Origin of the sequence: Qipengyuania soli (assembly GCF_015529805.1) — a bacterium.
GTDB classification, from domain to species: Bacteria; Pseudomonadota; Alphaproteobacteria; order Sphingomonadales; family Sphingomonadaceae; genus Qipengyuania; species Qipengyuania soli.
In genome coordinates, this window is record NZ_CP064654.1 from 933,862 (window position 1) to 953,821 (window position 19,960).

General features: G+C 62.3%; 18 protein-coding genes and 1 pseudogene. 13 read left to right on the forward strand and 6 right to left on the reverse strand.

Translation table 11 applies throughout. The features are described from left to right. Window positions 1-127 precede the first annotated feature (127 nt). From IRL76_RS04690 to prsR, 5 genes are all read left to right on the forward strand, one after another. On the forward strand, window positions 128-1,510 hold the full coding sequence (locus tag IRL76_RS04690) for a helix-turn-helix domain-containing protein (protein WP_200983609.1): 1,383 nt from the start codon (window positions 128-130) through the stop codon (window positions 1,508-1,510). Between the two features lie 82 nt (window positions 1,511-1,592). Further along, window positions 1,593-1,886: a hypothetical protein gene (locus IRL76_RS04695; protein ID WP_200983611.1), complete on the forward strand. Its 294-nt coding sequence runs from the start codon at window positions 1,593-1,595 to the stop codon at window positions 1,884-1,886. A 135-nt stretch (window positions 1,887-2,021) separates the two neighbouring features. Continuing rightward, a complete protein-coding gene (locus IRL76_RS04700; protein WP_200983613.1) occupies window positions 2,022-3,407 on the forward strand; it encodes a TIGR03013 family XrtA/PEP-CTERM system glycosyltransferase in 1,386 nt (461 codons plus the stop codon). Next, a complete protein-coding gene (gene prsK / locus IRL76_RS04705; protein WP_200983615.1) occupies window positions 3,407-5,515 on the forward strand; it encodes an XrtA/PEP-CTERM system histidine kinase PrsK in 2,109 nt (702 codons plus the stop codon). Before IRL76_RS04700 ends, prsK begins: the two co-directional genes overlap by 1 nt. A gap of 1 nt (window position 5,516) precedes the next feature. Next, a complete protein-coding gene (gene prsR, locus IRL76_RS04710; RefSeq protein ID WP_200983616.1) occupies window positions 5,517-6,884 on the forward strand; it encodes a PEP-CTERM-box response regulator transcription factor in 1,368 nt (455 codons plus the stop codon). On the opposite strand, the gene IRL76_RS14515 is transcribed toward prsR, so the two are convergent. Then, window positions 6,832-7,164 (reverse strand): hypothetical protein, encoded by a 333-nt coding sequence (locus tag IRL76_RS14515; protein WP_246449990.1) that lies wholly within the window; start codon window positions 7,162-7,164, stop codon window positions 6,832-6,834. The genes prsR and IRL76_RS14515 overlap by 53 nt on opposite strands. Before the next feature lie 27 nt (window positions 7,165-7,191). Here IRL76_RS14515 and IRL76_RS14695 point away from each other — a divergent pair. From IRL76_RS14695 to IRL76_RS04720, 3 genes and pseudogenes are all read left to right on the forward strand, one after another. Continuing rightward, window positions 7,192-8,169: pseudogene (locus IRL76_RS14695) on the forward strand (tetratricopeptide repeat protein); the annotation flags it as partial. Between the two features lie 87 nt (window positions 8,170-8,256). Continuing rightward, the gene (locus IRL76_RS14525) at window positions 8,257-8,598 is read left to right on the forward strand and encodes a hypothetical protein (RefSeq protein WP_246449994.1); all 342 of its coding nucleotides are present in this window, start codon (window positions 8,257-8,259) and stop codon (window positions 8,596-8,598) included. Window positions 8,599-8,637: 39 nt separating this feature from the next. Next, entirely contained in the window at window positions 8,638-9,639 is a 1,002-nt protein-coding gene (locus IRL76_RS04720; RefSeq protein WP_200983618.1) for a bile acid:sodium symporter family protein, read from the forward strand. On the opposite strand, the gene IRL76_RS04725 is transcribed toward IRL76_RS04720, so the two are convergent. Continuing rightward, window positions 9,572-10,639: a DUF475 domain-containing protein gene (locus IRL76_RS04725; protein ID WP_200983619.1), complete on the reverse strand. Its 1,068-nt coding sequence runs from the start codon at window positions 10,637-10,639 to the stop codon at window positions 9,572-9,574. The genes IRL76_RS04720 and IRL76_RS04725 overlap by 68 nt on opposite strands. 9 nt (window positions 10,640-10,648) lie before the next feature. After that, a complete protein-coding gene (panB, locus tag IRL76_RS04730) occupies window positions 10,649-11,521 on the reverse strand; it encodes a 3-methyl-2-oxobutanoate hydroxymethyltransferase (RefSeq protein WP_200983620.1) in 873 nt (290 codons plus the stop codon). Between the two features lie 137 nt (window positions 11,522-11,658). Between panB and IRL76_RS04735 the strand changes: the two genes are divergently transcribed. After that, window positions 11,659-13,239 carry an amino acid permease gene (locus tag IRL76_RS04735; RefSeq protein WP_200983621.1) on the forward strand — a complete coding sequence of 527 codons (1,581 nt, stop codon included), beginning with the start codon at window positions 11,659-11,661 and terminating at the stop codon, window positions 13,237-13,239. Window positions 13,240-13,311: 72 nt separating this feature from the next. Here IRL76_RS04735 and IRL76_RS04740 read toward each other — a convergent pair whose 3' ends face one another. Beyond that, window positions 13,312-13,797 (reverse strand): pyridoxamine 5'-phosphate oxidase family protein, encoded by a 486-nt coding sequence (locus tag IRL76_RS04740; protein ID WP_200983624.1) that lies wholly within the window; start codon window positions 13,795-13,797, stop codon window positions 13,312-13,314. A gap of 147 nt (window positions 13,798-13,944) precedes the next feature. Here IRL76_RS04740 and IRL76_RS04745 point away from each other — a divergent pair, with 147 nt between their 5' ends. Further along, window positions 13,945-14,733, forward strand: a complete 789-nt coding sequence (locus IRL76_RS04745; protein WP_200983626.1) for a hypothetical protein — start codon at window positions 13,945-13,947, stop codon at window positions 14,731-14,733. 2 nt (window positions 14,734-14,735) lie between these two features. Further along, a complete protein-coding gene (locus tag IRL76_RS04750; protein ID WP_246449996.1) occupies window positions 14,736-16,319 on the forward strand; it encodes a Y-family DNA polymerase in 1,584 nt (527 codons plus the stop codon). 2 nt (window positions 16,320-16,321) lie between these two features. On the opposite strand, the gene IRL76_RS04755 is transcribed toward IRL76_RS04750, so the two are convergent. Both IRL76_RS04755 and IRL76_RS04760 read right to left on the reverse strand, forming a co-directional pair. Then, window positions 16,322-16,663: a hypothetical protein gene (locus IRL76_RS04755; protein WP_200983628.1), complete on the reverse strand. Its 342-nt coding sequence runs from the start codon at window positions 16,661-16,663 to the stop codon at window positions 16,322-16,324. 53 nt (window positions 16,664-16,716) lie between these two features. Further along, window positions 16,717-17,115 (reverse strand): PilZ domain-containing protein, encoded by a 399-nt coding sequence (locus IRL76_RS04760; RefSeq protein WP_200983630.1) that lies wholly within the window; start codon window positions 17,113-17,115, stop codon window positions 16,717-16,719. Window positions 17,116-17,252: 137 nt separating this feature from the next. On the opposite strand from IRL76_RS04760, the gene IRL76_RS04765 reads away from it, so the two are divergent. Continuing rightward, entirely contained in the window at window positions 17,253-18,497 is a 1,245-nt protein-coding gene (locus IRL76_RS04765; RefSeq protein ID WP_200983632.1) for a putative DNA modification/repair radical SAM protein, read from the forward strand. Then, on the forward strand, window positions 18,494-19,960 hold the full coding sequence (locus IRL76_RS04770; RefSeq protein WP_200983635.1) for a UdgX family uracil-DNA binding protein: 1,467 nt from the start codon (window positions 18,494-18,496) through the stop codon (window positions 19,958-19,960). The genes IRL76_RS04765 and IRL76_RS04770 overlap by 4 nt, the downstream gene beginning before the upstream one ends.

Sequence of the window (19,960 nt, forward strand, 5' to 3'; positions counted from 1 at the left end):
CGTGATCGCCTCGCAACCGATGTGGGGGAGGGCGGAGATTCGCGACAGGAAAATTTACAAAAAATCTTGTCTAGATCGACGCGAATGCGGTAGGGCACGTGTAAATATGTAAAGAAAGTGACACCCAATGGCTGAGGAAGCCCTCTTCGCCGGTCCTGCCATTCGTCGCCTGCGCAAGCGTGAGGGGCTCACACAGGCCGCGACGGCCACACGACTGGAAATCTCTCCGAGCTACCTCAACCTGATCGAGCGCAACCAGCGTCCGATCAGTGCGCGCGTGGTCATGCGCCTGGTCGAGCAGTTCGACTTCGATCCCCGCACCTTGCGCGAGGATGAGGCGATCGGCGGCATCGATGGTCTCGCCCGCCGTTTCGCCGACGAGCGCTTTGCCGACCTCGGCATCGACCGTGACGAAATGCAGGAATTGCTCGCCAGCGCTCCCCAGGCCGCGGCGGCATTTGCGCGCCTCTACGATAATGCAGGGCGGGCACCCGTCGAAGAGGACGATCCCTTGTTCGCGCTGCGCCGGGAGATCGAGAAATGGCGCAATCATTTCGCCGATCTCGACAACGCTGCCGAGGAACTGGCCGATGAAATGCGCCTGTCGCGCGGAGATATAGGCCTCGCGCTGACAGACCGTCTGCGAGAGCGGCACCAGCTTTCCGTTCGCATCCTGCCGCGCGACGTCATGCCCGACAGCATGCGCCGTCTCGACCTCCATGCGCGCCAGATCCAGCTTTCCGAAATGCTCAGCGCGGCATCGCGCAATTTCCAGCTCGCGCTTGCAATTGCGCGCCTGGAATTTCGCGACGAAATCGATGCCATCGCCAAGGGTGCGCAGTTCGATGACGAGACCGCACGAGGGCTGTTCACGCGCCATCTCGATGGGTATTTCGCCGCGGCGCTCCTGATGCCGTACTCCCGTTTCCTGCGTGCCTGTGAAGCCACCGGATACGACTTGCCGGTCTTGTTAAGGCGCTTCAGCGTGAGCTTCGAGCAGCTTGCCCATCGCCTGACCACTCTCCAGCGCGTCGGGCAGCGCGGGCTGCCGTTCTTCATGGTGCGGGTCGACCGCGCTGGCCAGTTCTCGAAAACCTTCGTCGGGGCGAGCACTGCGCGGTTCGTCAATTCCGACGTCAGTTGCCCCCTCTGGTATGCGCACCGCGCATTCGAGCGCGCAGGGGAATTGCAGGTGCAGTTTGTTTCACTCGACGTTGCGGGGGAACGCGAGGGGGGCTGGCTGACGATTTCCCGCACGGTCGAAGGGCGCGGGGAGCCGGGCGAAACGCAATTCGTCGTCTCGATCGGAGTGGAGGCGGTCCTCGCGGGCGATCTTGCCCAGGCGCGGGGCATTTCGTTGCGCTCGGACGATGCGCAACCGATCGGCCCCGGCTGCCGTCGTTGCCATCGGGTACGGTGCAGCCAGAGATCGCTGCCACCCACCGGTCGACGGCTCACTTTCGATCCGGTCCGCTACGGCATCACGCCGTTCGAGTTTGCAGGCAATTAACCAACGATCTTCGGCGGATGAGGAACCGCAGCGGGGTCGCACACGTTTTACGCTCCAAAATCTCATTCGCAGGGAGCGAAACATGACCGAAGAACGCATCACCGAAACGACCACGCCGACCGGCGATACGCATACCACTCATACTGTCATTACCGACGGTGAAGGCCGCAGCGGCGGGACAAACTGGGGCATCCTGCTTCTCGTCCTGATCGTCGCCATAGTGGGCATCTTCTTCCTCACCCAGATGAGCGGCGCGGAAGTGGCCAAGGACAATGCGGTTGCGGAAGCCGCCAACGAAGTCGGCAATGCTGCCAACGAGGTTGGCGATGCCGCCCAGAATGCCGGCGAAGCCGTTCAGGACGCCGTTTCCAACTAAGGCGATTCTCGACGAACAAGGGCGGCGAGGCACTGCTTCGTCGCCCTTATTCTTGTCAGTGTAAAATTTACCGACAATTCATCCCTGTCTGCTAGTCAAGAATTCCGACACCTGGAATTCGCGAGCCCGGACAAGATGATCCGCCTTTTCAAGCACTACATCTCGTACAATGTCGTGCTGCTCGGCATATTGGACCTGCTTGTCCTTGTGGCCGCCGGCGAAGTCGCCTGGCGCATCCGTATCACGCAGATCGGAAGCAGTATCGGATTGCTCGAGAACCGTTTGATCGAGCTGAGCGGATTTGCGCTGGTGACTTGGCTCACGATGATCGCGGTTGGTGCCTACAGCCCTGAGGCATTGCGCTCCATTCGCTTCGCTGCTTCCCGCATGCTCGTTGCAATATTGCTGGGCGTGGGTGCGATTGCCATCGCCAACTTCATCCTGCCAGGATCGGTGTTCTGGCGCTCGATCCTGTTCTACGCGACCATCATCGCCTTCTTCGGGCTCGTCATTTCGCGCTACTTCGCGGAGAGAATGATCGGCATCGAGACCTTTCGTCGGCGGATACTTGTGCTTGGCTCGGGGAAGCGCGCTGCTCGGCTGATGCGGCTTTCGAAGAGGCCGGGAAGCGGTTTCATCGCTACCGCATTCGTCGACATGGGCGACTGTACGCCCGAAATCGAACATCCCGTCCCACGGCAGTCGATCCAGGATTTCGGTCGCTACGTCGAGCGGCTTGGCGCCAGCGAAGTTGTCCTCGCATTGGAGGAGCGCCGCAACTCGCTGCCATTGAAGGAACTGCTGAGGATCAAGACGAAGGGCGTGAACGTCAACGATTACTCGAGCTTCATCGAGCGCGAGACGGGCCGCGTCGACCTAGACACACTCAACCCCAGCTGGCTGATCTTTTCGGACGGCTTTTCGGCCGAGCAGCGGATTTCACGTATACTCAAGCGCGGCTTCGATGTTGCGGTCAGCCTGGTCATCCTGGTGGTCGCCTTGCCCCTGATCGTCATCTTTGCGGCCGCGGTGAAGCTTGAGAGCAAGGGGCCAGCGTTCTTTCGCCAGCGCCGCGTGGGCCTCTACGGAGAAGATTTCACTCTCATCAAACTGCGTTCGATGCGCACCGATGCGGAAGCCAACGGTGCGAAATGGGCAGAGGAGAACGATCCGCGCATTACCCGCATTGGACGGATCATTCGCAAGGTTCGCATCGATGAACTCCCGCAGCTGTGGAGTGTCCTGAAGGGCGAAATGAGCTTCGTTGGACCACGTCCCGAAGTGCCGCATTTCGTGGCCGATCTTGAACGCGAGCTGCCCTATTACGCGGAACGTCATGTGGTGAAGCCAGGGATCACGGGCTGGGCGCAGATCAACTATCCCTATGGCGCAAGCATCGAGGATGCGAGGCACAAGCTCGAGTACGATCTGTACTACGCGAAGAACTACACTCCCTTCCTCGACATCCTGATCCTGTTGCAGACTGCGCGGGTGATCCTCTGGCCGGCAGGTGCGCGCTGATGATCTGGGCGGGGACCCTATCATATGCCGCCTATTCGATCGGCGCGATTATTTGTGCCATCGCCGCGGTCTGGGTGGGCAGCAGGGGCGATCCCAACCGCAGCGACCGGGCGCCAGCTATTGCCGCGCTAGCGCTAACTGCAAACTGGTGCTTCGCGGCGGCGAGTTTCGAGCCTAGCAACTTTATGGTCGAGCTGACCGAAATCGCACGCAATCTTGGGTGGTTGTTTGTGCTGTTTCGCCATTTCGCGAACGATGGTCGTGACGAGAGCCTGCGCATCGTGCGGCCCGCGATGGTTGCACTTGGCTTCGTAGAAATATTGCACTTCGCCTTGCTGCTGCTGGCAAAGCGTTACTCCTTTACCCCGGAGATAGCCTCGCTCGTCTTCGAGACCGCCGTACTTTTCCGGATAATGGTGGCCATCGGCGCACTGGTGCTCGTTCATAACCTCTACATCGGTGCATCCGTGGCCTCGCGCAGCTTGTTGCGGTGGAATGCCGCAGCTTTGGCCGGTCTCTGGGCGTTTGACCTCAACTATTACACCGTCAGCTATATTATCGGTGCGGTTCCTGGCCAGATTGCGGCCGTCCGGGGTCTGGCAGCGGGTATTGTCGCAGTCCCCTTTGCGTTCGGCTTTGCCCGAGCGGCGGCAGGCCTGGAGTTCCGTCCATCGCGTGCTGTCACTTTCCGTTTCCTGTCATTGCTGGTGATCGGTGCCTACCTCGTCATGATGGTCGCGGTGGCGCGGTGGCTGGACCTGCTGACCGGCGATCTGGCGAGGCTTGCGCAAGTGGGACTGGTGATCGCAGCCGGAGCTCTGGCGCTGATCTGGTTGCCGTCACAGCGCATGCGCGGCTGGCTTCGCGTGACGGCAATCAAGCACCTGTTCAAGCACCGCTACGATTACCGCGCCGAGTGGATCCGATTTACTCATACAATCGGCAGGACAGGCTTCGATGAAACCAGCCTGCAGGAGCGTGCAGTCAAGGCGCTTGCCGATATCACTGACAGTCCATCGGGCCTGCTACTGGTACCGGATGAAACCGGTGCGCTGCAGATTGCCGCAAAATGGCGCTGGCATGGCGATGAGATCCCGGCGCCCGCAGCTCCTGCAGCGCTCTCGGCGATACTAGAACGCGAGGAGCTGATCCTCGACCTCGATGAAGTGCGCGACGGCAAGGACCACTACGGTGAACGTGATGCTGTGCCTCAGTGGTTGCGCGACGACAGGCGTGTCTGGGCAGCAGTTCCGCTGCTTCACTTCGACCGCCTGGTAGGACTTGCCGTCCTTTCCCGCCCCCCCGCGATGCGCAAACTCGATTGGGAGGATTTCGATCTCCTGACCGTCGTCGGGCGACAGCTGGCCAGCTACCTAGCTGAGGAAAGCGGTCAGGCGGCACTGCTGGAAGCTGGACGCTTTGATGAATTCAACCGGCGGATGGCCTTCGTGATGCATGACATCAAGAACCTGTCGAGCCAGATGTCGCTGTTGCTTCGCAACGCCGAAAAACATGCCGACAAGCCGGAATTCCGCAAGGACATGCTGGTGACGCTGCGCAACAGCGCAGACAAGCTCAATGCCCTGCTGGCACGCCTTGCGCGCTATGGCCCGAAGGACACTGCGAAGGCGGAGCCATTCGACATGGCAGTTGTTGCCCGCACTCTCCAGAAGCGCTTTGCCCACCTGCACACCGTTTCGCTCCTGCGGGTGGAGAGTGCATTGGTAACCGGGGACAGTGAAGCATTGGAGCAGGCTCTGGTTCACCTGGTCCAGAATGCAATCGATGCGAGCGACAACGACAGCGCGGTGGCGCTTGAAGTCTATTCGGATGGTGTCTGCGGCAAGATCAACGTGATCGACAACGGGCGTGGCATGAGCCCGCAGTTCCTCCGCAACGGACTTTTCAAGCCGTTCGTTTCATCGAAGGATGGCGGCTTCGGCATTGGCGCGTTCGAGGCTCGCGAGATGGTTCGGGCAATGGGTGGTCGCCTCGATGTCGAATCCCGCGAAGGGATCGGATCGCGCTTCACCGTCGCGTTGCCTTTGCTGGCTGCCGACCAACTGATCAGGCGCAGCCCTGACCCTGCAAACTACGAGACCGTCTGATATGGCCGATACGAGACCAACACTGCTCATCGTCGAAGACGACGAAGGCCTGCAGGCACAGCTCAAGTGGGCCTATGACGACTTCGAAGTCGTCATCGCAGGAAACCGCGAGGCGGCGCTGGCGGCCCTGCGCGCGGAAGCGCCGCCTGTCGTTACGCTCGATCTCGGCCTGCCGCCGGATCCCGACGGCACGAGCGAAGGCTTTGCGGTGCTTGAGGCGATCATGGCTATGAAGCCGGACACCAAGGTCATCGTCGCATCGGGTCACGGCGCGCGTGAAAGCGCTCTGCGTGCGATCGAGCAGGGCGCCTACGATTTCTATCAGAAGCCCGTCGACATCGACACGCTGGGCCTGATCGTCCAGCGGGCCTATCGCCTGCACCAGATCGAAAGCGAGAACCGCCGCCTTGCGGACAAGGTTGGCGAGGATCGCACGGTCCTCGGTTCCATGATCACGGCAGCGCCGGAAATGGGCAAGGTCGCACGCACCATCGAACGTGTCGCACCGACCAATGTCTCTGTCATGCTCCTGGGAGCGAGTGGTACCGGCAAGGAACTCCTCGCCAAGGGTCTGCATCAGGCAAGCGACCGACGCAGCGGAGCCTTCATCGCCATCAACTGCGCGGCGATCCCCGAGAATTTGCTCGAAAGTGAGCTGTTCGGGCATGAAAAGGGCGCATTCACCGGGGCGGTAAAGACGACAGAGGGTAAAATCGAACTTGCCGATGGCGGAACCCTGTTCCTCGACGAGGTCGGCGACATTCCCTTGCCGTTGCAAGTGAAGCTCCTCCGTTTCCTGCAGGAGCGAACCATCGAACGCATCGGTGGCCGCAAGCCGATCGCAGTGGACACACGTATCGTCTGTGCGACGCACCAGGACCTCGAAGCCATGATCGGCGAGGGCACCTTCCGCGAGGACCTCTACTATCGCCTGGCCGAGATCGTGGTGAAGGTGCCCACTCTTTCGGAGCGCCCGGGCGACGCCGTGCTCCTCGCCAAGCATTTCCTTGCGCGTTTTTCCGCCGAGATGAACCCGCACGTCAAGGGCTTCGCGCCCGATGCGCTGTCGGCGATCGACAATTGGGGCTGGCCGGGCAATGTCCGCGAACTCGAGAACCGAGTGAAACGCGCAGTGATCATGGCTGATGGCAAGCTCGTCGGTGCCGAAGATCTCGATCTGCTGGATACCGGTGATGATGGCGCGGACCTGGCGCTGAACCTCAAGACGGCTCGCGAGCAGGCCGACAGGCGAATGATCCGTCAGGCTCTCGCAAGAACCGAAGGCAACATTTCGAACACGGCGAAGTTGCTGGGGATCAGTCGGCCGACGCTATACGATCTCCTGAAACAGTATGACCTCCAGGCGTGATCGCCTCGCCCTTGGAATTCTGCTGCTCGCCTGCACTGCGGGGCTGACCGGTTGCGGTCAACGAAGCCCAGACGTTGCTCCGCTGGAGCGTGCCAAAGGCGAGCTGGCATCCGGACATGCGGCTGGCGCCAAATTTATCCTCGATGAGCTGCTGTCCGAAGGTGCACCAGCCCCGGCCCTCGCTGCCTACTTTGGCGAGGCTGCCCTGGCCAGAGGCGATCTGGAGGAAGCTGCAAGATGGCTCGATCCGGGGAATTTCAGCGAAGATACGCGGGCTCATGGACTTCGGATGCAGGGCCAATTGGCCATGGCGAGGGGCAACCTGCCTGCAGCCGGTCAGGCATTTGACCGTTCATTGTCTCTGGACCCCGGAAGTGCTGCGCTCTGGGTGGACATCGGCCGGCTTCGGTATCGTGGCGGTGAACAGTTGCAGGCTCTCGAAGCGGCCGATCGAGCTGTAGCGCTTGGACCGCAGCAGGCCGTAGCTCTGCAGTTTAGAGGCCAGCTGTCGAGAGATTCGCAGGGGGTCGTGCCGAGTATCCGGTGGTTCGAGAGGGCGCTCGCCGCACAACCCGGTAATCTCGATATCCGTGTCGACCTCGCCGCGACCTTGGGCGATGCGGGACGGGCAAAGGCTGCCCTGGAGGTACTTCGCGGTGAAGGTGGACAGGCCGTCGGCCATCCCCGCGGAGAGTTTATCCAGGGGGTCATCGCCGCGCGTGGAGGGAAGTTCTCTCTCGCAAGGGACTTTCTGGAAAGGTCTGGGCTCGGGAAAGAGGGAGTCGCGTCCGCGCTTCTTCTTTCGGCGATCATCGACATTCACGAAGGCAACTTCGACAGCGCCGCGCAGACACTGGACCGCCTGTACGGACGACAGCCTGACAACGGACGGGTGGTAGATTTGCTGGCGCTGGCCCTGTCGCGAGGCGGTAGCGAAGCAGAGCTGGTTCACCGGTTCGAGAAGCGGGCAGCCGGTCCGGCCGGTTCCAACTACCTTCGGACCCTCGTCGGCAGGGCATACGAGGCCATGGATGATCGTGTGTCGGCTTCGCGATTTCTCGACCTTGCTGCGCAGGGAAGCCGAGGTCTGTCAGCCCTTCCGATAAGCGGTGGACTACCTGAAGAAAGGGATCGGATCAGGTCAGCGATCGCCCGCGGACAATCCGTCGACGCTCTCGGTCAGGCTCGTGCCTTCGCCAGGCAGTTCCCGGGTTCCGGCGATGCCCTGGCGCTGCTGGGTGACGCATTGTTGGCCAGCGGAAACAGGGACGAGGCAGCTCAAGCGTACTCGAAGTCGGCGAAGGTCCGGAAGCCGTGGCCACTGGTCCCTCGGATGGCATCAAGCGTGAACGGGAAAGCCGCCGCGCGATACATGCTCGAAGACTTCGTAGTCGCCAATCCGATGAACGGAGAGGCCGCAGCAATGCTTTCCGATGCCTACGCGCTCGAAGGGCAATGGACCCGGGCCGCCGCGCTGCTCGATCATGCCATATCCTTGGGTCATGGGCGCGTGCCCTGGGTACTTTCGGCACGAAGTATTGCCGCCGCTCATCTGGGCGAAAGCGAGGAGGCCTTGCAGTATGCCATCGCCGCCAATTCGCTGCAGCCTATGAACCAGAGCGCTGTACGAGCCTTGCTCGGCTCTCTCCCCCGTGACCAATTGGAGGCGAGGGCAGAATTGTCCACCAAGCTTCGCTCACTCGATCGGCGGTGATGGCTCGACAAAGCGGTGGGGCCAAGTAAGTGACACTAGATGGCCGCCAGAACGCTTTTCGCCGACCCGATGCTGCGCATGCTCGTCTTGGCAATTCTGTTAGCGGCGATTGTCCCGGCAACCGGTGAGGCGCGCATCATTGCACAAGGTGTGGCCAATGCCGCGATATTCGTGCTCTTCCTGCTCAACGGCCTGCGCATTGCGCGGAAGGACATTGTGGCAGGGTTTAGGAACCTGCGGTTCCTTTTGCCTCTTGTGCTATGGGTATTTGGCGTGATGGCCTTGATCGGTCTCGGTCTCGCGAAGCTCGCATCGGGATGGTTGGCTCCGTCGGTCGCTCTGGGATTCCTCTACCTTGGGACCCTCCCTTCGACGGTGCAGTCTGCGACGTCCTACACATCGCTGGCCGGAGGAAATGTCGCGCTTTCGGTCGTCGGTGCCGCGCTGCTCAACATCCTCGGGGTCTTCGTCACAGTCCCGATCTTCCTCGCCCTGGGTGGCAGCGGAAGCGGGGCTGTCGGTTCCGAAGTCATCATGAAGATCATGCTACTTCTCATCCTGCCATTCGCAATCGGTCAGTTTGCCCAGGGATGGGCGGGCTTGTTCATTGCGAAGCACAAGGGGAAGATCGTCTGGATTGATCGCTTTGCCATCGCTGCGGCGATATATGTCGCATTCTCCGGGGCAGTCGAACAGGGTATCTGGACCCGGGTAAATGTCTTCGACTGGCTGTCGATCCTGGCACTCGTCGCACTGTTCCTGCTGGCCGGGAACTGGGGAGCGTGGGGGGCAGGCGGTGTGCTGGGGCTTGAGCGCGGGGACCGGATCGCATTTCTATTCGCGGCTGCCCAGAAGAGCGCTGCTGTGGGTGCTCCGCTTGCAACTATCATGTTCCCCACCAAAACTGCGGGTTTTGTGGTGATCGCCTTGCTGATCTACCATTTCTTCCAGTTGGTGGTCGCTGCGCCGATCGCTAGCCGGCTGGCTGGTCCACCTCATCCGGATGGCGCCGATTATAACGGACCGACCACGCAAAGCTGAGACCGATCAGCACAGCACCGATCAGCCCTGTCACTGTCTCGGATATGTGAAAGCGAGCCGAGAGCAGCATGATGGCGCCAAGCACGATGATCGCCCAGAAGGCGCCGTGCTCCAGGAAGCGATAAGCGGCAAGCGTACCTTTGCGAACAAGGTGGATCGTCATGGAACGGACGAACATCGCACCGATGGATAGACCAAGCGCGATGACGATCATGTTGTTCGACAAGGCGAAGGCACCAATGACCCCGTCGAAGCTGAAGCTGGCATCAAGGACGTTGAGGTATAGGAATCCCCCAAGGCCACTCCGCATTACGGCACCTTGAAGCGCGCGGGCCTCTTCCTTGGCCTCAAGGATCGCGTTGATGCCTTCGACTGCGATGAAGGTTACGAGGCCAAGTATCCCCGCAACCAAGAATGTCAGCGCCTCGTCTGGCTGCAGCATCGTCGAGATGCCCCACAGCGCGAGGAGGAGAAGGGCGATTTCTGCCGCCGGCAGCGCTGCAAACCTGCTGAGCTGCTCTTCAATCCAGCGTATCCAGTGAATCTCCTTGTCGAGATCGAAAAAGAACTTGAGGCCGACCATGGCCAGGAACGCCCCGCCGAAACCAGCAATGCCGACATGTGCGGATGAGACGATGCGTTCATATTCGTCTGGACGGTTCAATGACAGGTTCACCGCGTCCATCGGGCCGATCCCGGCGGCGATTGCTACGATGGCGAGCGGGAAAACAACACGCATACCGAAAACGGCAAAGGCAATTCCCCAGGTCAGAAAACGCTTTTGCCAGACTTCGTCCATTTGCTTGAGAACAGAGGCGTTCACGACCGCGTTGTCGAAGCTGAGGGAGATTTCCAGAACCGACAGGACGACGATGATCCAAAGCATCGAAAACGTGCCCGGGATCGTCCCTGTGCTGGAAAACCCGTACCATGCTCCCAAGCCGAGACACACGACCGTGAAGACCAGCGAAAAGCCGTAGAAACGCAGGAAAGTGCTCATGGTCGCAGCTCAGTCCTTGGGCTGGTAGGTTTGCTCAGGCCCGGGGAAACTGCGATCGCGAACCTCTTGCGCATATTGCGCGACATTGCGTTCAATGACCTCCGAAATGCTCTCGAACTTCTTCACGAACTTGGGCACGCGCTCGAACATGCCGAGCATGTCTTCGGTCACCAGTACCTGGCCGTCACATTGCGATGACGCGCCTATCCCGATCGTGGGGCAAGAGACAGACCGGGTAACCTCGATGGCGATCGGTTCGACCACGCCTTCGATAACAATGGCGAAGGCTCCGGCATCGTCGAGCGCCTTGGCATCCCCCACGATGGTTTCTGCCTCGGCATCGGTCCTTCCGCGTGCGGCATAACCGCCCAGAACATTGACGGCCTGCGGAGTCAGTCCGACGTGGCCCATCACAGGGATTCCGCGCTGGTTGAGGAAGGCTATGGTCTCTGCCATCGGCGCACCGCCTTCCAGCTTCACTGCCGCGGCGCCCGTCTGCTTGACGAGATACGAGGCGCTTTCGAAGGCCTGTTCCTTGGAGGCTTCGTATGAGCCGAACGGCATGTCCACTACGACAACTGCATGATAGCTTCCGCGAACCACAGCGGCGCCATGTGCCGCCATCATTTCCAGTGTGACGGGCACAGTGGATGGCAGACCATAAATTACCTGCCCGAGCGAATCCCCGACGAGCAGGAGATCGCAATGCCGATCGAGAATTTGGGCTTGTCGCGCGGTGTATGCCGTCAGCATGACGAGTGGTTCCCCCGTCTTGCCGTCGGTCTTGCGTGTGCGGATCTTGGGCACCGTAAGGCGCTTCATCGGCCTGGGAGTCGGATTGGCGCGGCTGGTGCTCGTCTCGAGCTGGAAGGTCGTTGACATGGCGAGCCTTCTAGACGCGCCACTTATGAGGGGAAAGCCCGCAGTTTGCGCCTTGTAATGGAACGGTCTTGCGTTAGGGTCCCCTCCCATTCGCGAAGCGCGGCAAGGCTGCGCCGCCAATGGGAGGAATAATCCACATGCTCCTGGATAGGGTCAAACCGCTCGACGCCATTCTGGCAACGGCGGAGAAAAAATCGCTCAAGCGCACGCTCGGTTGGTTCCAGCTCATGCTGTTCGGCATCGGCTGCGTGATCGGCACCGGTATCTTCGTTCTTACCGCAGCAGGCGCGCAGAAGGCCGGTCCCGGCCTCATGCTGGCTTTTGCCATCGCAGGGTTCGTCTGCATCATCGCAGCGCTCTGCTACGCTGAGATCGCCGCAATGATCCCGGTCGCTGGATCTGCCTATACCTACAGTTATGCCACCATGGGCGAGTTTCTTGCGTGGACGGTCGGTTGGGCGCTGATCATGGAATACGCCATTGCCGCAGCGGCCGTTTCGGTCGGCTGGTCGGGCTATTTCAGCGGGACCTTCCTGAACGAGTTGTTGGGCGTAACCCTTCCACCATGGCTGGCTGCAGGCCCGCTCGCGCTTGGCGGCGCACCAGGGGGCCTCATCAACCTGCCCGCACTTCTGATTGCCTTGCTGGTCACCGGATTGCTGATCGTCGGGACCAGCGAAAGCGCCAAGGTCAACGCCATCCTCGTGGCAATCAAGGTAACGGCGCTGACGGCCTTCGTTGCGCTGACTTTGACAAGCCCCGAGTTCGATGCTGAACGCTTCAACCCGTTCCTGCCTGCCGGGATCTTCGGTGGCTGGGGAACGGGCGTCGGTGCGGTGGGCGCCGCTGCAACGATCTTCTTCGCATATGTCGGCTTCGACGCGGTTTCTACCGCAGCGGAAGAAACGAAGGATCCGCAGAAGAATGTGCCGATCGGCCTCGTCGGCTCGCTGCTGTTCTGCACGGTGTTCTACATCCTCGTTGCTGCTGGTGCTGTTGGCACCATCGGTGGCCAGCCGATCATGGGTCCGAACGGAGTGCCGTTCCCTGCCGGTTCCGAAGAGCTTGCCCGCCAGTGCGCTACCTACGCTGCGGACCAGCTTCCGCTAGTCTGCTCTAACGAAGCTCTCGCTCACGTTCTGCGCCAGATCGGATGGTCGGGCATCGGTAACCTGCTCGGGATTGCGGCGTTTCTCGCGCTGCCTTCGGTCATCCTCGTGCTGATCTTCGGCCAGACCCGCATCTTCTTCGTGATGGCACGTGACGGCCTGCTGCCCGAAAAGCTCAGCACGGTGCACCCCAAGTACAAGACTCCCCACATCGTCACCATGATGACGGGTGGTGCAGTTGCATTGGGAGCAGCCTTCTTCCCTGTCGGGAAGCTGGCCGACATCTCCAACGCGGGCACACTTTATGCGTTCATGATGGTAGCCATCGCTTTGCTGGTCCTTCGTCGGCGTGACCCGGAGCGCAAGCGCGCCTTCCGTGTGCCGATGGCGTGGATCATTGCTCCGCTGACGATTGCGGGCTGTGTGTTCCTGTTCCTTAACCTGCCGATCGACGCGATGCTCTTCCTTCCCGGATGGGGCGTACTCGGTATCATCGTCTACTTCCTTTACAGCCGTGGCAGCAGCCATTTGGGCCGTGGTATCGTCGAGGTCGTCGACGATGTTGCTGGTGAGGAAACCCAGATTCCGATTCACCCGCCGGCGGACTGAGCTTTCGCCTAGGTGAAAAAGAAGGGCCGCCCCCTCTCGGGAGCGGCCCTTTTCTTTTGTGCGGCTGTCAGATCAGATGTCGACTGCTTCGACGTGGCGCTTTTCCGCCTCGTCGTGGATGGTCATGCCCAGCGCCATCTTGGCAGTGTTGAGCAGGCCGATGTCCATACCCCAGATTTCTGCCTGACCGAGGTCCATGCGCAGGAAAAGCAGGTCCGGATCGTCCTTACCGCCGTCGTACCATGCCTTGACGAAGTTGTTCCAGAACTGCTCGAAGCGTTCCTGGCTGGTTTCGACCGAGAGCGTGCCATCGAAGCGGGCGAACAGGTCATGGTTCTTGGCGGTGAAGCTGGCCTTGGCCTTGCCGAGCTTGGCGAAGTCGCTCTTCTTCTGGGTGAAGAACCAGATCGCGCTGTTGGCATCCTTGTCGAGCTGCGCGGTCATGGGGACCGAAGTGTCCGACTGACCTTCGAGTTCAAGGAACAGGAATGGCGAGTCTGCCATCGCCTTCCAGAACTTCTGCTTCAGTTCGTCGGGGTTGCCTGCGGAGTTTTTCATGAGGGGGCCTTTCGTGATTGCGTTTGTCTTTCATACGCATGCGGTGGGCGGGTCGTTCCGGCGTTCACGCTCGGACGGGGCAGGCCACGGATGAATTGCCTATCACATCGACATGGAACATAATAGGAACAGACGAGTCGATTCCCTATGATCCATACTGATCCTGCTCCACTGCCTTTCACGGCCTTTGAGGATGTCGCCGCGATTTCCACGCGGCGCAGTGCCCGGTGGCGTCCGGGGCTGGCTGCGCAATCCGGGCCAGCATTGCACAGCGAAATCTTCGCCTCATCGCGCGAAGGGGCGGGCGCGGCGGTGGCTCTGGCGCTGGCCCTAGACGACTGGCGCAGCATTCCCCGTGGGGAAGGGCGTGAGGAAGAGGACCGCCGTGAGGTGCTATGGGTCCAGACGCGCGAGGCAGCACGACTGAGTGGGCGCCCCTATCGTGCCGGCCTGCCGCTGGAACTGGCGACAAGGCTAATCCACGTCCTTGCCGATAAGCCGGAGGATGCGCTCTTTGCCCTGGAAGAGGGTTTGCGCTGCCGCGACCTCGCCTTCGTGATCGGGGAAGTGTCCGGCAATCCGCGGGCGCTCGATTTTACCGCCTCGCGGCGGCTGACGCTGGCGGCGCAGAAACACGGTGTGCCGCTGTTTCTCGTCCGTCTCGATGCTCAGCGCGACCTGTCTTCGGCGCGGATGCGCTGGGAGGTGACCTCGGTGCCTTCCGCACCGCTCCGCTGGAACGCGCAGGCGCCCGGCGTACCGGCATGGCGGGCCGAACTGTTCCGCGCCCGTACCCATGCGCCGGGCGAATGGCTGCTGCACCAGGACGGTGTTCGACTGAAGGCAATGCGCGAGCGGGCCGCGGACAACGACACCGGAGGCGCGATGGACTGGACTGCGGGGCTGCAGCGCAGGCGGCTTCCGCAAGGAGCGTGAACATGATCGGGCACGGCAACGACCGCCCGCGCAGGATACTCTCGATCTGGCTTCCTGCACTGGCGATGGATCGCTGGCGGCAGGGCGGTGGGAAAGAGCGTCGCGAGTTCGACAGGCAGCCGCTCGTCCTGATCGCCGACACTGCGCACGGACCTCGCATCGAAGCTGCCAACCGTCCCGGGTCGGAAGCGGGAGCACGACCCGGAATGATGCTGGCAGACGCACGTACGCTGTGCCCGCAGCTCATTACCGCGCCTTCCGATCCAGCGGGTGATCTTGCCTTTCTCGAGAGCCTTGCCGTCTGGGCGCAGCGATGGGGGCCGTGGTCGGCGCTCGATGCGCCCGACGGGCTGCTGGTCGATGTAACCTCGGTCCCGCACCTCTTCGGCGGCGAGACGAGATTGGTCGAGGATGTCCATAATGCCTTCGCCCGCCGCGAACTGGCAGTGCGCACCGCCATCGCGCCCACTGCAGGCGCGGCTTGGGCACTGGCGCACTACGGGCCGCCGGGCACGATCGTGGAGGGACGTGAAGGTATCGCGCGTGCCCTGTCCGACCTGCCCGTCGCGGCACTGAGGCTCGACAAGGATGTCGTCACCGTGCTGCGCCGTCTCGGCCTCAAGCGACTGGGAGAGGTTTCGACCATCGGCCGCGATGCGATCCAGCGGCGCTTCCGCAACCGCAAGTCGCCTGCGGCCAATCCGCTGATCCGGCTCGACCAGCTGCTTGGCCTTGTGCCCGAGCCGCTGTTGCCCGTGGTGCCGGTGCAGATGCCGCTGGTTCAGCGCCGGCTGATGGAGCCGATCCGCCACCGGCAATTGCTCGACACGGTGGTGTCAGATCTTGCCGCCGACATGGCACGCGAGCTGGAGGGCAGGGGGTTGGGCGCGCGTCGCCTCGAACTCGGCCTGTGGCGTGTCGATGGCGAGGTGGTCGTACGCCGCCTCGAAATGGCCGCAGCGACACGCGATCCGGCGCATATCGTGCGACTGTTCGCGGCCAGGCTCGACGATGTCGACGCTGGCTTCGGGATCGAGATGCTGCGCCTGCGTGCCAGCTGGGCCGAACCGCTCGCGCTGGAGCAGGGCGATATCGAGGCTGCGGCGGAAAGCCACGGGACTTCGCTTTCCGCGTGCATCGACCGGCTGACTGTCCGCCTCGGCCCGCGCGCGGTCAGCCGGCCGGTGCCCTTTGCCAGCCACTTGCCCGAACGGGCGCAGCGCTGGCAGCCGCCGCTCGACCCGGAACCGGCTTCGCAAGGCTTACTCGCTTTTCACGAGAGGCCACTGAAAATGCTTGAGAAACCGGAAATGATCGCGGTGCTCTATGCTACCCCGGACGGCTACCCCCAACGCTTTCGCTGGCGCGGCTCCGTGCACGAGGTGGTGCGGGTGGAGGGACCGGAACGGATTGCCCCCGAATGGTGGCGCGAGCGTGGCAGCGCGCGCCTGCGCGATTACTACCGGATCGAGGATGACCATGGGCGCCGTTACTGGATCTACCGCCAAGGGATCATCGGTGACGGGAGGGGTAGCGACCGCAACGGCGGGCTGCCCGACTGGTATCTGCAGGGACTCTGCGCCTAAACTCAGGCGGGCTGCTCGGGAGCGGGTTCTTCCGCAGGCTCGTCAGCAGCCTCTTCCGGCAGGACAGGCTGCTCCTCACCGTGCTCGATCACCGACTTCTCCGGGAAAAGGGCGCTGGTCTTGCAGATTTCATCGCCACGCAAAATCGTTGCGGCCACGCGGGACTGTTCCATCGCCTCGGGCGTATTGTTGAACGGCGGAACGACCGTCTGCGCTGGCGTGCAGGTCCGCGGGGCCGGATGGGCATCATGCGTCGCCTCCGCGTGTTGGTCTGCAGGCTCCTGTGCCGCGAAAGCGGGTACGGCGAGCATCGCGAGGGCAGAAAAGGCAAGAATGGCGCGCATCGGTTCCTCCAAACGGCCCCATGCCCCCGATCGCCTTGCCCGCGACTGAACGCCTATTCCGAGCGGAGGAACTCGCTTCGGCGCGACCGTTTCTGGCCGAGCGGGATATTCCCGAAATTGGCCACCGGCCCGCTGGGCGCCTCGACCGTCTGGCTGGCATGTTCCACTACCGCCATCGGGATCGGGCGTTCGAAGATCAGGCCGCAGCTGTTGTCGTTGACCCAGACGACCTTGCAGAAATGCTCCTGGTCCGCCCACTCGAGCAGGCCGGAAACGCCTTCCACCGGTGGGTTGGGCGTGTCGAGGCGGGCACCTGCCTCGGAAAGGTCACTGAGGCGGCCGATGCGGTCGCCACCGAGCATCTTGAGCCGGGCAGGGCAATCGACAGCATATCTTCGGCTCGCGCGGCGTTCCGGCTGCGCGACAGCCGCATTCCTCCGAAATAGCGCCACCCATGTCCTCCTGTTGTCGGGCGAGGATAACGCCTTGGGTGGTTAAATGCGCTCTCACGGGCTTGGTGAGCGCAATTTAACCATGACGATTGCCTTTTGTTATTGGCGAAGGATTGTTGGGAACATATATAGAACATATGTCCTCGCAATCGGTCCTCCAGAAGCTCGAAATCCTTGCGGATGCGGCGAAATACGATGCCTCCTGCGCCTCGTCCGGCACGGCCAAGCGCAACTCAATGGGCGGCAAGGGCATCGGCTCGACCGAGGGGATGGGCATCTGCCACGCCTATGCGCCCGACGGCCGTTGCATCAGCCTGCTCAAGATACTGCTGACCAACCACTGCGTGTTCGACTGCCACTACTGCGTCAATCGCAAGAGCTCGAACGTGGCCCGCGCGCGGTTCACGCCGCAGGAGGTGGTCGACCTCACGCTCGCGTTCTACCGGCGCAACTACATCGAGGGGCTGTTCCTGTCGTCGGGCATCGTGAAAAGCTCGAACCACACGATGGAGCAGCTGGTAGAAGTCGCACGCATCCTGCGGGAAGAACACGATTTTCGCGGCTACATTCACCTCAAGACCATTCCCGAGGCGGATCCGGAGATCGTCCACCAGGCGGGGCTCTACGCCGACCGTATCTCGATCAATGTCGAACTGCCGACCGACAGCGGCCTGACCCGCCTCGCGCCCGACAAGAGCGCAGCGCAGATCGAAGGCGCGATGGGCAAGGTGAAGGCCGATCTCGTCGAGGCGAAGGATGCGAGGAAGCGCTTCAAGCACGCCCCGCGCTTTGCGCCTGCGGGCCAGTCGACGCAGATGATCGTCGGCGCCGATGCCGCGACCGACAGCGACATCGTGGGCAAGGCGAGCCGGCTCTACGACAGCTTCAAGCTGCGCCGCGTGTACTACAGCGCCCTCTCGCCGATCCCCGATGCGAGCGCGGTGCTGCCGCTGAAGCGCCCGCCGCTGATCCGTGAACACCGGCTCTACCAGTCGGATTGGCTGATGCGCTTCTACGGCTACAAGCCGGCCGAGGTGATGCAGGCGACCGAGGCGGACGGGAACCTGCCGCTCGACATCGACCCCAAGCTCGCGTGGGCGCTCAAGTTCCGCGAGCAGTTTCCGGTCGACGTGAACTGCGCGAGCAAGGAGCAGCTACTGCGCGTGCCGGGCCTCGGCGTGAAGGCGGTGGGCAAGATCCTCGCCAGTCGCCGCCACCGCACCCTGCGCTTGGACGATGTGGCGCGACTGACGCTGTCGATCACCAAGGTGCGGCCGTTCATCTGCACCGTCGACTGGCGGCCCGTGTTGCTGACCGACCGCGCCGATCTGCGCAGCCTGCTCGCGCCGAAGACCGAGCAGTTGGAGCTGTTTGTCGCATGACTGTTAAACAGGCTCTTGGCCTCCAGCACGTCCGGCTCGGCACCTATTACGTCGTCAACCTGCCCGATGCCGACGATTTCGACTTCTGGCGCGAGCGCGCCCGTGCGCTTGTCCAGTGCGAGGTGCCGCCCGACCGTATTGCCTGGGTCGAACCGGGCGGCAGCGGCGACCTCTTCTCGCATGGCGAGCGCCGCATGCCGGTCCCACCCGCTGATGCGCGTCCCGTCCGCGCCAATCGCCGCTTCGTGCAACTGGCGCGCAATGCAGCGCTTCATTCGGACACCGAACGCTTTGCGCTGCTCTACCGCTTGTTGTGGCGGCTGCAGGCCAATCCCCGGATCATGGAGGACAAGGCCGATCTCGATGTCCGGCGGATCGAGGAACTCGACAAGAACGTCCGCCGCGACAGTCACAAGATGCACGCCTTCGTCCGCTTCCGGCTTGTGGAGAGCGACCCTGATGCGCTCGGGGAGGAAGCGGGCGAGCACTACGTCGCCTGGTTCGAGCCCGAGCACCACATCCTGCGCGCCAATGCAGGCTTCTTCATGCGGCGCTTTTCGAACATGCGCTGGTCGATCCTGACCCCGCGCGGCAGCTTGCACTGGGATGGGAGCATCATGTCCGAAGGGCCGCCCGCACAGCGCAGCGATGCGCCTGGCGGCGATCCGATGGAGGACCTCTGGCGCAAGTACTATGCGTCGATCTTCAACCCCGCGCGACTGAAAGTCGGCGCGATGCTGAAGGAGATGCCGAAGAAATACTGGAAGAACATGCCCGAGGCTTCGCTCATCCCGGACCTCATCGCGGGCGCGCAGAACCGCGAGGCGGCGATGGTCGAGAAGGGCGCGCTTGAATTCGAGGAACGGCCCGACACGCTGGAGGGGATCGACCGCGCCATCCACGCCTGCCGCAAGTGCCCCATCGGCGCGCTCGACAACAATGCGGTGATGGGCGAGGGGCCGCGCGATGCGGCGCTCATGATCGTTGGCGAGCAGCCGGGCGACAACGAGGATTTGCAGGGTCGCCCCTTTGTGGGGCCGGCAGGGCAATTGCTCGACGTTCACCTCGAAAAGGCAGGGATCGACCGGCGCACGGCCTACCTCACCAATGCGGTGAAGCATTTCAAATACGTCCAGCGCGGCAAGCGGCGCCTGCACCAGAACCCGGGCGCGAAGGAAATCGACACCTGCCGCTGGTGGATCGAGGGCGAGCGCGCGATCGTGCAGCCGAAACTGGTGCTCGCCATGGGTGCCAGCGCGGCGCGCAGCGTGCTGGGCAGGACGGTGAGTATCTCGAAAGTGCGCGGCAAGCCGATCCCGCTGGAGGACGGCAGCGAGCTGTGGGTCACTGTGCACCCGTCCTACCTCCTGCGCCTCGAAGGCCCCGCGCGCGAGGAACAGGCGCGGCTGTTCGATGCCGACCTTGCGGCGGTCAAGGTGCGGCTCGGGGAAGTGAGGGGGTGA

Bases quoted from the DNA above. Each gene is read 5' to 3' on its own strand.
- IRL76_RS14525 (WP_246449994.1), top strand. From the start codon at position 8,257: ATGCTCGAAGACTTCGTAGTCGCCAATCCGATGAACGGAGAGGCCGCA.
- IRL76_RS04750 (WP_246449996.1), top strand. From the start codon at position 14,736: ATGATCGGGCACGGCAACGACCGCCCGCGCAGGATACTCTCGATCTGG.
- prsK (WP_200983615.1), top strand. From the start codon at position 3,407: ATGATCTGGGCGGGGACCCTATCATATGCCGCCTATTCGATCGGCGCG.
- prsR (WP_200983616.1), top strand. From the start codon at position 5,517: ATGGCCGATACGAGACCAACACTGCTCATCGTCGAAGACGACGAAGGC.
- IRL76_RS14515 (WP_246449990.1), bottom strand. From the start codon at position 7,164: ATGAGCCCGCGTATCTTCGCTGAAATTCCCCGGATCGAGCCATCTTGC.
- IRL76_RS04700 (WP_200983613.1), top strand. From the start codon at position 2,022: ATGATCCGCCTTTTCAAGCACTACATCTCGTACAATGTCGTGCTGCTC.
- IRL76_RS04735 (WP_200983621.1), top strand. From the start codon at position 11,659: ATGCTCCTGGATAGGGTCAAACCGCTCGACGCCATTCTGGCAACGGCG.
- IRL76_RS04740 (WP_200983624.1), bottom strand. From the start codon at position 13,797: ATGAAAAACTCCGCAGGCAACCCCGACGAACTGAAGCAGAAGTTCTGG.
- IRL76_RS04755 (WP_200983628.1), bottom strand. From the start codon at position 16,663: ATGCGCGCCATTCTTGCCTTTTCTGCCCTCGCGATGCTCGCCGTACCC.
- IRL76_RS04745 (WP_200983626.1), top strand. From the start codon at position 13,945: ATGATCCATACTGATCCTGCTCCACTGCCTTTCACGGCCTTTGAGGAT.
- IRL76_RS04765 (WP_200983632.1), top strand. From the start codon at position 17,253: ATGTCCTCGCAATCGGTCCTCCAGAAGCTCGAAATCCTTGCGGATGCG.
- IRL76_RS04725 (WP_200983619.1), bottom strand. From the start codon at position 10,639: ATGAGCACTTTCCTGCGTTTCTACGGCTTTTCGCTGGTCTTCACGGTC.
- IRL76_RS04720 (WP_200983618.1), top strand. From the start codon at position 8,638: ATGGCCGCCAGAACGCTTTTCGCCGACCCGATGCTGCGCATGCTCGTC.
- IRL76_RS04770 (WP_200983635.1), top strand. From the start codon at position 18,494: ATGACTGTTAAACAGGCTCTTGGCCTCCAGCACGTCCGGCTCGGCACC.
- IRL76_RS04690 (WP_200983609.1), top strand. From the start codon at position 128: ATGGCTGAGGAAGCCCTCTTCGCCGGTCCTGCCATTCGTCGCCTGCGC.
- panB (WP_200983620.1), bottom strand. From the start codon at position 11,521: ATGTCAACGACCTTCCAGCTCGAGACGAGCACCAGCCGCGCCAATCCG.
- IRL76_RS04695 (WP_200983611.1), top strand. From the start codon at position 1,593: ATGACCGAAGAACGCATCACCGAAACGACCACGCCGACCGGCGATACG.